The organism is Streptomyces sp. 142MFCol3.1, assembly GCF_000424945.1.
Lineage (GTDB): Bacteria > Actinomycetota > Actinomycetes > Streptomycetales > Streptomycetaceae > Streptomyces > Streptomyces siamensis.
The window spans coordinates 214,679-227,026 of record NZ_AUKV01000013.1; the positions used below are offsets into that span (position 1 = coordinate 214,679).

Below are 12,348 nucleotides of genomic sequence, written 5' to 3' on the forward strand. Positions count from 1 at the left end.
GGCCCGTACCGGAACGCACCCCGACCTGCGAAGGAACCGGCCGACACGCTTCCGGGTACCGATCCGCCGGCTTCCGGGACCGTGCCAACGCCCGGCAGGCGCCTGAGGAATGCCCGATGTGCGGAAGTGTTTCCGGCCACTTGCCGATATGAACCCATCACATCAGCCACTCGTGGTCGTCCCGAACCCGCGGAACGTAGACATGAGTTCGACGGTTCGCGGACCGAACCGAACGAGAGGACATCCCCATGAGCAAGCGCATCCTCGTCGTCCTGTCCGAATACGGGTACTGGGGCGAAGAGTTGATCGGCCCTCTGGAGACCTTCGACAAGGCCGGGTACCACGTCAGCTTCGCCACGCCGACCGGGAAGCGCCCCGTGGCGCTGCCGCCGAGCATGGACCCCGACTACATCGACCCGCCCCTCGGCCGCTCGGTCACGACGCCCGAGATGGCGGCGAAGGTCCGGGCCATCGACAGCTCCTCCCGCCTCGACGACCCGCTCGACCTGTCGTCCTGGCTGCCCGACCGCCCCTACCGCAGCAAGCCCTACTTCCTGCGGGACTGGGAGGCGTACAACACCCGCCTGGAGCAGATCCGCGAGCAGATCGCGGGCCGTTACGACGCGCTGCTCGTCGTCGGCGGCAGCGGCCCGATCGTCGACCTCGCCAACAACTGGCGGGTCCACGACCTGATCCTCGCCTTCCACGCGCTCGACCTGCCGATCGCCGCCGAGTGCTACGGAGTGGCCGCGCTGGCCTTCGCCCGCGACCAGGAGGACCGCCGCTCCATCATCCGCGGCAAGCACGTCACCGGGCACTGCATCGAGTACGACTACAAGGACGGCACCGGCTTCATGGGCACCGACTTCGTGATCGGCCCGCCGCCGTACCCGCTGGAGTACATCCTGCGCGACGCGACCGGCCCCGACGGCGCCTTCCACGGCAACTTCGGCAGGACGACCTCCGTCATCGTCGACTACCCGTTCATCACCGGTCGTTCGACGCCCGACTCGTACCTGACCGGCGAGAAGGTCGTCGAGGTGCTGGAGAACGGCCTGCGCCAGTGGGGTTTCAGGGCCGCCGGCTGACGGAGCGGGCACGGCCGGGGGTCCGGGGGATCCCCGGAAGGCACAGTAGATCGAGAGGTGGACGCATCATGGTCAGCAGGCCCGCGCGGGTCGCGATCCTCGAACAGCTGCGGGCCGACGGGGTCCGGTACATGTTCGGAAACCCCGGCACGGTCGAGCAGGGTTTCCTCGACGAGTTGCGCAACTTCCCAGAGCTCGAATACGTCCTCGCGCTGCAGGAGGCCACCGCCGTCGGCATGGCGGACGGCTACGCACGGGCCACCCGCACGCCCACCGTCTGCCAGCTGCACAGCGGCGTCGGCCTCGGCAACGGCATCGGCATGCTCTACCAGGCGATGCGCGGACACGCCCCGCTGGTGGTGCTCGTCGGAGAGGCGGGCCTGCGCTACGAGGCGATGGAGGCGCAGATGGCCGCCGACCTGGTCGGCATGGCGCGGCCGGTCACCAAGTGGGCCACCCGGGTCGTCGACCCCGAGTCCACGCTGCGCGTCCTGCGCCGCGCCTTCAAGGTGGCCGCCACACCCCCGTACGGGCCCGTCCTCGTCGTGCTGCCCGCCGACGTGATGGATCGCGACACCTCCGAGGCGGCCGTGCCGACGTCGTACCCGGTCACGGACAGCGTTCCCGACGCGGAGACGCTCGGCCGGGCCGCGGGGCTGCTCGCCGGTGCGGAGCGGCCGATCGTCATCGCCGGCGACGGCGTCCACTTCGCAGGGGCCGAGAAGGAACTCGGCGACCTCGCGGAGACATGGGGCGCCGACGTGTGGGGCGCGGACTGGGCCGAGGTCAACCTCCCGGCGGAACATCCCGCCTACGCGGGCCAGTTGGGACACATGTTCGGCGAGTCCAGCAGGCGCGTCACCGCCGCCGCCGACGCCGTGCTCGTCGTCGGCACGTACACGCTGCCCGAGGTCTACCCGCTGCTCGACGGGGTCTTCGCCGAGGGCGCCCCGGTCGTCCACATCGACCTGGACACGGACGCGATCGCGAAGAACTTCCCCGTCGACCTCGGCCTGGTGGCCGACCCACGGCGGGCCCTCGCGGGACTCACCCGTGCGCTCGGCACCCGCATGGACGCCGCGGGCCGCGCACGCGCCGGGGAGTGGCTGCGCCGCAGGACCGTCGAGCGGGAGCGGCAGATCGCGGACGCCCGCCGCCCCGACGACGGCGAACTGGCCCCCACCGCCCTGCCGACCACGGCGTTCCTGCGTGAACTCGCCCGCAGGCTCCCCGAGGACACCATGGTGTTCGACGAGGCGCTGACCGCCTCGCCCGACATCTCGCGGCACCTTCCGCCCAACCGCCCCGGCCACTGGTTCCAGACCCGCGGCGGCTCCCTGGGCGTGGGCATCCCCGGCGCGCTCGGCGCCCGGCTCGCGCACCCGGACCGTACCGTCGTGGGCTTCACCGGCGACGGCGGGTCCATGTACACCATCCAGGCGCTGTGGACGGCGGCCCGCCACGGCATCGGCGCCAAGTTCGTGATCTGCAACAACAGCAGCTACAAGCTCCTCGAACTCAACATCGAGGAGTACTGGAGGACGCAGTCCGTCGACGCGCACGAGCAGCCGGAGATCTTCGACCTCTCGCAGCCCGCGATCGACTTCGTCGGACTCGCCCGCTCGCTCGGCGTGCCCGCCGTGCGCGTCGAGAAGCCCGACCAGGTCGAGGCGGCCGTCGCCGAGGCGCTGGGCACCGACGGGCCGTTCCTGATCGACCTGGTCACCGGCAGGGGGAGGGACTAGCCGTGCGGCTTTCCGGCCACAAGATCGCCGTCCTGATGGAGAGCGACTTCTACGAGCCCGAGATCCTCTACTACCAGTTCCGCTTCCCGGAGGAGGGCGCCGAGGTCCACTTCCTGTCCCGGCTGTGGGGCCAGGACTCGATGACCTTCCAGGGACACGAGCACCGGATGCCCTTCGAGGTGTCCGAGTCCTTCGAGGACATCGACGAGTTCGCCCTCAAGGAGTTCTCCGCCGTGATCGTCCCCTCGGGGATGGTCTCCGACCGGCTCCGCTACACCGAGGACCCGGACAAACTGCCGCCCGCGTCCGCGTTCCTGCGCCGCGCCTTCCAGGACCCGGCCATCGTCAAGGGCATCATCTGCCACGGCATGTGGCTCACCGCGCCGCTGCCCTCCCTGGTGCGCGGGCGGCGCGCCGTCGTCCACAACAACCTCCTCGGCGACCTGCGCAACATGGGCGGCGAGTACGTCGACGAGGACGTCGTCGTCCACGACGACCTGGTCACCGCGCGCACCGGCCAGCACTGTCACGTGTTCGCCCGCACCATCATCGACCTTCTCGCGAGCAAGGAGAGGCCGGGCGTCCCGGGGCGCCGGACACCGGTGAGGAGCGGGACATGACCGCCATCGTGCCCTCGCACGCCCACCCGACGACACGGGAACGCATCCCGATCAGGGACATCCGCCCCCAGGTGCGCGGCGGGCAGGTCCCCGCCAAGGCGGTGCGCGGCGAGACCCTCACCATCAGCGCCACCGTCTTCCGGGAGGGCGCCGGCGCGGTCGGCGCCAATGTGGTCCTCTACGACCCGGCCGGCCGCCGGGGCCCCTGGACCCCGATGACCCTCGTGGACGCCGACTCGGACCGCTGGGAGGCCACGGTCGTCGTCGGGGCGGGCCGCACCGGGCTGTGGACGTACACCGTCGAGGCCTGGGCCGACCCGCTCACCACATGGCGCCGCGACGCACATCTGAAGATCCCCGCCGGGGTCGACGTCGAGCTGATGCTCGCGGAGGGGGCCCTGCTGCACGAGCGGGCCGCCCTCGGCATCCCGGACAAGGACCGCCGGGAGGCGGTGACGGCAGTGGCCGGAGCGCTCCGCGACGAAGCGAGCCCCTCCCCCCGCCGGCTCGAAGCGACCACCGGCCGTGAGGTGGTCGCCGCGCTGGAGAGCCACCCACTGCGAGAACTCATCACTGTCTCCCGGCCGTTGCCCCTGCTCGTGGAGCGGCGGCGCGCCCTGGTCGGCTCCTGGTACGAGATGTTCCCGCGCTCGGAGGGCGCCGTGCTTTGGCCCGGCGCGCCCCCGGTGAGCGGCACCTTCGAGACGGCGGCCCGGCGGCTGCCCGCGATCGCCGCCATGGGCTTCGACGTGGTGTACCTGCCGCCCATCCACCCCATCGGGCACACGCACCGCAAGGGGCCGGACAACGCGCTCACCGCCGGGCCCGACGACGTGGGGTCGCCCTGGGCCATCGGCTCGGCCCGGGGCGGGCACGACGCCGTGCACCCGGACCTCGGAACCCTCGACGACTTCCGCCGGTTCGTCGCCCGGGCGGGGGAACTGGGCCTGGAGATCGCCCTCGACTTCGCGCTGCAGTGCTCGCCCGACCACCCGTGGCTGACCGCGCACCCCGAGTGGTTCACCCAGCGGGCGGACGGCACCCTCGCCCCGGCCGAGAACCCCCCGAAGAAGTACGAGGACATCCACCCCCTCTCCTTCGACACGGACTTCGAGGGGCTGGTCGAGGAGTCCCTGCGGCTGCTGCGTCACTGGATGGACCAGGGCGTGCGCATCTTCCGCGTCGACAACCCGCACACGAAGCCGGTCGCCTTCTGGGAACGGGTCATCGGCGACATCGCGCTGACCGACCCCGACGTGGTGTTCCTGTCCGAGGCGTTCACCCGCCGGGCCATGGTGCACGCCCTCGCCCAGGCCGGATTCCAGCAGTCGTACACCTACTTCACGTGGAAGAACGACAAGCGGGAGCTCACCGCCTACGCCACCGAACTCGCCCGCGAGAGCTGCGACTTCCTGCGCCCCAACCTGTTCGTCAACACCCCGGACATCCTGCACGCCTACCTCCAGGACGGCGGCCGGCCCGCGTTCGAGGCCCGTGCGGTGCTCGCCGCGACCCTCGCGCCCACCTGGGGCGTCTACGCCGGGTTCGAGCTGTGCGAGAACGACGTGCTGAAGGGCGGCACCGAGGACTACCGGCATTCCGAGAAGTACGAACTGCGCCCGCGCGACTGGGCCGCGGCCGAGGCCGGGGGACGCACCATCACCCCGCTCATCACCCGCCTCAACCAGCTGCGCCGCGCCCACCCCGCCCTCCAGGAACTGCGCAACCTGCGCTTCCACCACACCGGCCACGACCAGGTGATCGCCTACTCCAAGCAGGTGGTGCGGCCCGACGGCGACACCGACACCGTGATCGTCGTCGTCAACCTCGATCCGCACCGCATGTGCGAGACCACCGTCGACGTGGATCTCGCCGCGCTCGGCCTGCCCGAGGACGGCTCGCTGAAGGTGCGCGACGAACTGACCGGCGCGATCCACAGCTGGGGCCGCGACACGTACGTACGCCTGGAACCCGGGCTGACGCCCGCGCACCTGCTGGTCCCCGCCGGTTCGGGGGAGGCGTCATGACCGTCGCCGTCGCGGAGCCCGTGCTCCAACCCCTGTTGCCCGCGCTGACGCCGTGGCTGCGCACCCGCCGCTGGTTCGGCGCCGGCGGCGGGGCCCTGGACTCCGTGAGGCCCGTCGTGGTCTCCGTCGTCCACGACGAGGCGCCCGTCCTCGTGCACGCCGTGCTCGGCGTCCCGCGGCCGGACGGCGCCGAACAGCTCTACCAGCTCTTCCTCGGCCTGTGCCCCGCGCTGCCGCCACGCCTCGCGGGCGCGGCCATCGCCACCGTGCCCGAGGGCCGCTGGCAGGGCTGGACGCTGTACGAGGCGACGGAGGACGCCGCGCTGATGGGGGTGCTGCTGCGCTCCCTCGCCGTCCGCGGCCGACGCGACGGCCCCCGCCTGGAGCGCACCTTCGCGCACCCCCTGCCCGTCGGCCTGGTGCCCCGTCTGCTGTCCGCCGACCAGAGCAACAGCGCCGTGGTGTACGGCGACCGGCTGCTGTTCAAGATCTACCGGCGTCCCGAGCCAGGGCCGCACCTGGAGGTGGAGGCCCTGCGGGCCCTCACCGAGCGGCACTGCGCCCGTACCCCCGCTCTGCACGGCACGCTGTACACCGACGCCCCCGGCGGCGAAGGCCTGGTCCTCGGCATGTTCGAGGAGTTCCTGCCCGTCGAGGCGGACGGATGGCAGACCGCCCTGCACCAGGTCGGCGACTGTCTGGAGGGGCGGGACAGCGCGGCCCCCGCCACCGGCGGCTTCACGGCGCACGCCCGCGCCCTCGGCGAGGCCGTCGCCGAGGTCCACGCCGTGCTCGCCGACGCCTTCCCGCGGACCAGGGTCACGCCGGAGGAGGTGGCCGAGGAGGCCCGGCTGATGAAGCTGCGGCTGAGGCTGGCCGCCGACGAGGTGCCCGCCCTCGACCGCTACCGCGGCCGGATCGGCGCGCTCTACGACGACTACGCACGCCACGCGGGACGCGGCTGCCCCGTCTTCGCCCAGCGCGTCCACGGCGATCTGCACCTGGGGCAGGTGCTGCCCACGGCGGACGGCTGGCGCCTGATCGACTTCGAGGGCGAGCCGGACCGCTCCGCCGCCGAGCGCGCCGAGCCCCAGCCCGTCCTGCGGGACGTCGCAGGGATGCTGCGTTCCTTCGACTACGCCGCGCGGACCGGCCTCGCCGCCGTGCGGAAACGGTCCGCCGACCGGACGCCGGGGATCCGTCTGCGGCACGCCCGCCGCGCGGAGGCCTGGGCGATCCGCAACCGCCGTGCGTTCATCGCCGGGTACGCCGGTGCCGGGGGCGCCGACCCGCGCTGCCACCCGGTGCCGCTGCGCGCGTTCGAGGCCGACAAGGCGGTGTACGAGGCGGTGTACGAGGCGCGGCACCGCCCGGACTGGCTCGGCATCCCGCTCACCGCCGTCCACCGTCTGGCCGGAGTGCGCGGCTGAGTGCCGCGCCGCCCGACGCGGGCCGCCCTGGAGGAGCCCACCCCGCACGGAAGTCACGCCGATCCGACGGTCGGCCCGGCACCGCCCCGGCACCACGGCCCGGCCGGTACCGGTAACCACCGACAACGAGAGGACCCCCACCGTTGCTGCAGACACGGGACGCCGACGCCCTCACCGCCGGACCCGGGCTCACCGGGGCACGGATGGCCGACGCCGAGCTCGACCGGCTGCTCGCCGGGGCGCACCATGCCCCGCACGCCGTCCTCGGCGCCCACCGGGCCGAGGACGGCTCCGGCGTCGTCGTGCGCGCGCTCCGTCCGCTCGCCGGCGCCGTCGCCGTGCTCACCGACCGCGGCGCCCGGATCGACCTGGTCCATCAGTCGGCCGGGCTGTTCACCGGCAGGCTGCCGGCCGACGAGATCCCGCGCTACCGCCTGCTGGTGACGTACGGGGAAGGCGCGGAGACGCACGACGACGGCTACCGGTTCCTGCCCACGCTCGGCGAGCTCGACCTGCACCTCATCTCCGAGGGCCGTCACGAGGAGCTGTGGCGTGTCCTCGGCGCACGGGTGCTGACCCTCGACGGCGTCACGGGCACCGCCTTCGCCGTCTGGGCTCCGAACGCCCAAGGTGTGCGCGTCGTCGGTGACTTCAACGGCTGGGACGGCGTGGCCCACCCCATGCGCTCGCTCGGGTCCAGCGGGGTCTGGGAGCTGTTCGTGCCCGCCGTGGGCGCCGGCACCCGGTACAAGTACGAGATCCGCACCCGCGACGGACGGCTGATCCAGAAGGCCGATCCGCTGGCCCGCGCCGCCGAGTGCCCGCCCGCCACGGCGTCCGTCGTCCACACCTCCACGTACGAGTGGACGGACACGGACTGGATGGCGAGCCGCGGCGGGCAGGACTGCCGGCTCACCCCGATGTCCGTGTACGAGGTGCACCTGCCGTCCTGGCGCCCCGGGCGCACCTATCGGCAGCTCGCCGAGGAACTCCCCGCCTATCTCGCCGACATGGGATTCACCCATGTCGAGTTCATGCCCGTGATGGAGCATCCTTTCGGCGGCTCCTGGGGATATCAGGTCTCCGGTTTCTACGCACCCACCGCAAGGATGGGCGGCCCCGACGATTTTCGGCACCTGGTGAATGCGCTTCACACAGCCGGAATCGGGGTCGTCGCCGACTGGGTCCCCGCGCATTTCCCCCGGGACGACTTCGCCCTCTCCCGTTTCGACGGAGATCATCTCTACGAACCCTCCGACCCGCGGCGCGCGAACCATCCGGACTGGGGCACCCTCGAATTCGACTACGGCCGCCGCGAGGTCCGTAATTTCCTCGTCGCGAACGCGGTCTACTGGTGTTCCGAGTTCCACATCGACGCGCTGCGGGTGGACGCGGTCGCCTCCATGCTCTACCTCGACTACTCGCGCCCGGAGGGCGGCTGGGTCCCCAACGAGCGCGGGGGCAGGGAGAACCTCGCCGCGGTCGCCTTCCTCCAGGAGCTGACCGACACCGTCCGCCGCCGGGTGCCGGGCGCCCTCACGATCGCCGAGGAGTCCACCGCCTGGCGGGGGGTGACCCGGCCCACCTTCGACGTGGGACCCGACGGATTCGGCGGACTCGGCTTCGATCTGAAATGGAACCTCGGCTGGATGCACGACACGCTCGGCTATCTGGAACGTGACCCCGTGCACCGGGTCCATCACCACGACGACATGACCTTCGCAATGGTCTATGCCTATAGCGAGCGGTATCTGCTGCCGCTCTCCCACGACGAAGTCGTGCACGGCAAACGCGCCATGGTGGCCAAGATGCCGGGGGACTGGTGGCAGCAGCGGGCGAATCTGCGAGCCTGTCTGGCATTCATGTGGGCCCACCCCGGAAAGCAACTCCTGTTTATGGGACAGGAGTTCGGGCAGGGCGCCGAGTTCGACCACGACGCGGGCCCGCAGTGGTGGCTGCTGGACGAGGACTGGCCCGCCCACGACGACCACCGGGGCGTACAGTCCCTGGTCCGCGACCTGAACCGGGTCTACACGGCGACCCCCGCCCTGTGGGAGCTGGACACCTCACCGGACGGTTTCGCCTGGATCGACGGGTCCCACGCGGAGGCCAACGTCCTGTCGTTCGTCCGCCGCGACGCGGAGGGGCGCCCGCTGGTGGCCGTCTGCAACTTCTCCCCGGTGGTGCGCACCGGGTACCGCGTCGGGCTGCCGGAGGCCGGCCCGTGGCGGGAGGCCCTCAACACCGACGCCGTCGCGTACGGCGGAACAGGCGTACGCAACGGCGGGGTGATCAGGGCGGAGCCGCTGCCCTGGCACGGGCAGGCGCGGAGCGCGGCGCTGACGCTGCCGCCGCTCGGGGTGTTCTGGCTGTCTCCCGCCTCTTCGGAAGGCGATGAGGAGTGACGAGCGGGGACGTTCCGCACCCGGCGCGGGATGTCGCTATCCCCGGTCGTCGGCGAGCGATGCCTGGACGTGGGGGGTGCGGGCCACGCCGGCCGCCGAGAGCGCCATGTCGTAGGCCTGGAGGGCCTCCTTGACGTCCCCGCCGTGGCGCTGCCACAGGTCGCCGATGTAGCGCCAGTTGAGGGTGGTGTCCCGGGACGGCGGGAAGTGCCGCAGGTGCCGGGTCGCCGCCTTCAGGTACTGCAGTGCCCGGTCGGGGTCCTGCCTCAGGAAGTAGATCTCGGCCAGGGTCACCCGAGCGGTCACGGACTGGATCCGGGGCTCGGCGCCGAGCAGCCCCAGCGCGCGTTCCGCGTGGGCCACTGCCTCGTCCCAGTGCCCGAGCGCCTTCTCCGCGTCGGCGAGGGAGATCTCGCAGTGGGCGAGCTCGTCCGCGTTGCCGACCTCGGCCAGGGACTGCTGGGCGGATTCGAGCAGTTCCTTCGCCCGGTCGGGGTCGGGCATGCTGCTCTGCATCAGCAGGTAGCTGAAGTTCAGCTTGAGCATGGCGACGTGGCGCTGGTTGTCGCCCTCGGCCATCATGGCCAGAGCCCGTTCGACCAGGGCGAGTGCCTCGTTCAGCTTGCCCCTGGAGTTGGCGACGAGTCCGGCGTTCCAGTAGACGGCGCCGCGTGCCGCGTAGGAGCCCTCCGCCTCGGAGGCCGGGATGAGCCGTTCACCGAGGAGGTGCGCCCGGGTCAGGTCGCCCCGCATGCGGTACGACCCCATGAGCGTCGAGCCGAGCTGGATGTGATCCATCGTCACGTCGAGCCCGAGCGAGTCCAGTTCCGCCAGGGCCCGCTCGCCGATCTCGATGCTGACGGTGATGTCGCCGGCGTTGCGGTAGCAACGGGACAGAGCGACGGCGATCCTGCACCAGTCGTCCGAGCCGGCGGCGAGGGTGGGGTCGTTGAACACGTCCTCGAGGATCGGGATGGCGGCTTCCAGGCGGTCCAGCTTCTCGAGCGCGGTGGCCTGGCCGACCAGGGCGCGGCGTGTCGTCGCGGCGTCCAGGGCCGAGCGGCGGGCCAGGACTTCGCTGAAGGTCTGCAGGGCCTCGCCGTTGGCGCCGTTGCGCAGCGCCATCTCGCCGAACGCCAGCTTGAGCTGGGTCTCGCCGAGCTCGTGCCCGTCCCGTCCGGTGCGGAGATACTCGACGGAGCTTCCGAGTCTGGCGGCGATCGTGGCCAGCACCGCGTCCGACGGGGTTCGCTTCCCCGCCTCGATCAAGGAGATGTAGCTGATCGACACGTCCTGGGAAGCCAGATCCTGCTGCTTCAGCCCATGCCTCGTGCGGAGCGTCCTTATGCGATCGCCAAGGCCTGTGGGTGCGTGCGCCTCGGTGTAGTCCACCTGGACTCCTTCCGGAGCTTTCACAGTCCAGATTACAAACCCAAGTTACCAGTTTGACCGAAGGTTGTCAAAAAGTCAACTCAGTGTGCGTGGTGGCACGCGTCAATTGACCCCCGGGTGACGCCCAGAAAAAGCGGGAGTGGTCATTCGAAGTGGATGCATGTATTCCGATTTCAATCAAAGGTCATCTTTTACCAAACCATAACTTGACTGACTGAGTAAGATGAACTTGACTCATGGAGTCAATTCGTCGTGGATTGAAAGGTGAAGCAATGAGAAGGCGCTTCTTTCTGGTCGTCGCTTCTTTGATCTGTGCGATCGGTGTTTCCTCCAGTGCATTCGCCGCGGCTTCCGAGGGGTCTGCAAATGGAGCGATTATCGGGGCACCGAGTGCGACGGTGAAGCCCCTCTGCTGTGACTGCTGCTGACAGCGGTGTAAAGCCTCGCGTGGACATACTCACCCGCGAATACCCACCCGAAATCTACGGTGGAGCGGGCGTCCATGTCGCCGAACTCGCCAGGAGTCTGCGCAGGCTCACCGACGTGAGGGTGCGCTGCCTGGGAAGCCCCAGGACGGCTCCGGACGTGGAGGCGTATCGACCGCCCGAGGAACTCGCCTACGCCGACGGGGCGCTGAAGTTCCTCGGGGTCGACCTGGCGATGGCGGGTGACTGTGCCGGTACGGGAGTCGTGCACAGCCACACGTGGTACGCCAACATGGCCGGCCATCTCGCGGGACTGCTGCACGGGGTACCGCACGTCGTGACGATGCACAGCCTGGAACCACTCCGCCCCTGGAAGGCCGAGCAGTTGGGAGGCGGGTACGCGCTCTCGTGCTGGATGGAGCGCACCGCCGTCGAGTCGGCCGACCAGGTCGTCGCGGTCTCCGCCGCGATGCGGGAGGACATCCTCCGGGTCTACCCGGAGGTGTCGCCGGCGCGGGTCCGGGTGATCCACAACGGCATCGACACGAAGGAGTACAGAGCCGATCACGGCACCGAGGCGCTCCGTCGCTTCGGCATCGCACAGGACAGGCCGATCGTGCTGTTCGTGGGCAGGGTCACCCGGCAGAAGGGACTGCCGCACCTGCTGCGCGCGGCGTTCGACCTGCCGCCGGACGCCCAGCTCGTGCTGTGCTGCGGCCGGCCGGACACACCCGAGATCGCCGCCGAGGTGGCGGCGCTCGTAGAGGAACTGCGCAGGGAACGGGACGGAGTGATCCGCATCGACGGGATGCTGGACACGACGTCGGTACGACAACTGCTGACCCACGCCACCGTGTTCGTGTGCCCTTCGCTGTACGAGCCGATGGGCATCGTGAACCTGGAGGCGATGGCGTGCGGTACGCCCGTGGTGGCGTCCGCGGTCGGCGGGATCCCTGAGGTCGTCGACGACGGGACGACCGGAACGCTGGTCGGGTTCGAGGCACATTCCGATGCCTCGGGCGCGCCACGGGATCCGGAGAAGTTCGCGGCCGGACTGGCCGCGGCGGTCGGTGAACTGCTCGACGATCCCGCACGGGCCGCAGTCCTCGGGGCAGCGGGCCGCGTGCGGGCGGTCGAGGAGTTCTCGTGGGACCGCGCGGCCGAGCGGACGATGGAGGTCTATCAGGACGTCCTCTCCGCACGGTGAACCAGGGCG

At 70.8% G+C, this 12,348-nt stretch carries 8 protein-coding genes; 7 read left to right on the top strand and 1 reads right to left on the bottom strand.

Going from position 1 to position 12,348, the window contains the following annotated elements:
• The first annotated feature begins 248 nt into the window (after positions 1-248).
• The 6 genes from H305_RS0121010 to glgB all read left to right on the top strand — a co-directional run bounded on the left by H305_RS0121010 (position 249) and on the right by glgB (position 9,315).
• On the top strand, positions 249-1,088 hold the full coding sequence (locus H305_RS0121010; RefSeq protein WP_028802113.1) for a type 1 glutamine amidotransferase domain-containing protein: 840 nt from the start codon (positions 249-251) through the stop codon (positions 1,086-1,088).
• A gap of 68 nt (positions 1,089-1,156) precedes the next feature.
• The gene (locus H305_RS0121015; protein ID WP_028802114.1) at positions 1,157-2,833 is read left to right on the top strand and encodes a thiamine pyrophosphate-binding protein; all 1,677 of its coding nucleotides are present in this window, start codon (positions 1,157-1,159) and stop codon (positions 2,831-2,833) included.
• A gap of 2 nt (positions 2,834-2,835) precedes the next feature.
• Positions 2,836-3,453: a DJ-1/PfpI family protein gene (locus H305_RS46665; protein ID WP_051370795.1), complete on the top strand. Its 618-nt coding sequence runs from the start codon at positions 2,836-2,838 to the stop codon at positions 3,451-3,453.
• Positions 3,450-5,480 carry an alpha-1,4-glucan--maltose-1-phosphate maltosyltransferase gene (locus tag H305_RS0121025; protein ID WP_051370798.1) on the top strand — a complete coding sequence of 677 codons (2,031 nt, stop codon included), beginning with the start codon at positions 3,450-3,452 and terminating at the stop codon, positions 5,478-5,480. The genes H305_RS46665 and H305_RS0121025 overlap by 4 nt, the downstream gene beginning before the upstream one ends.
• Positions 5,477-6,910 (top strand): maltokinase N-terminal cap-like domain-containing protein, encoded by a 1,434-nt coding sequence (locus H305_RS0121030; protein WP_028802116.1) that lies wholly within the window; start codon positions 5,477-5,479, stop codon positions 6,908-6,910. The genes H305_RS0121025 and H305_RS0121030 overlap by 4 nt, the downstream gene beginning before the upstream one ends.
• A gap of 203 nt (positions 6,911-7,113) precedes the next feature.
• Positions 7,114-9,315, top strand: a complete 2,202-nt coding sequence (glgB, locus tag H305_RS0121035; RefSeq protein WP_028802117.1) for a 1,4-alpha-glucan branching protein GlgB — start codon at positions 7,114-7,116, stop codon at positions 9,313-9,315.
• A 36-nt stretch (positions 9,316-9,351) separates the two neighbouring features.
• On the opposite strand, the gene H305_RS0121040 is transcribed toward glgB, so the two are convergent.
• Positions 9,352-10,707 carry a helix-turn-helix domain-containing protein gene (locus tag H305_RS0121040; RefSeq protein ID WP_028802118.1) on the bottom strand — a complete coding sequence of 452 codons (1,356 nt, stop codon included), beginning with the start codon at positions 10,705-10,707 and terminating at the stop codon, positions 9,352-9,354.
• A 447-nt stretch (positions 10,708-11,154) separates the two neighbouring features.
• Here H305_RS0121040 and glgA point away from each other — a divergent pair, with 447 nt between their 5' ends.
• Positions 11,155-12,339: a glycogen synthase gene (gene glgA, locus H305_RS0121045; RefSeq protein WP_028802119.1), complete on the top strand. Its 1,185-nt coding sequence runs from the start codon at positions 11,155-11,157 to the stop codon at positions 12,337-12,339.
• The last annotated feature ends 9 nt before the right edge of the window (positions 12,340-12,348 follow it).

Excerpts from the sequence above, each read along its gene's own strand:
- H305_RS0121010 (WP_028802113.1), top strand. The coding sequence starts at position 249 with ATGAGCAAGCGCATCCTCGTCGTCCTGTCCGAATACGGGTACTGGGGC.
- H305_RS0121030 (WP_028802116.1), top strand. The coding sequence starts at position 5,477 with ATGACCGTCGCCGTCGCGGAGCCCGTGCTCCAACCCCTGTTGCCCGCG.
- H305_RS0121015 (WP_028802114.1), top strand. The coding sequence starts at position 1,157 with ATGGTCAGCAGGCCCGCGCGGGTCGCGATCCTCGAACAGCTGCGGGCC.
- glgB (WP_028802117.1), top strand. The coding sequence starts at position 7,114 with ATGGCCGACGCCGAGCTCGACCGGCTGCTCGCCGGGGCGCACCATGCC.
- H305_RS0121025 (WP_051370798.1), top strand. The coding sequence starts at position 3,450 with ATGACCGCCATCGTGCCCTCGCACGCCCACCCGACGACACGGGAACGC.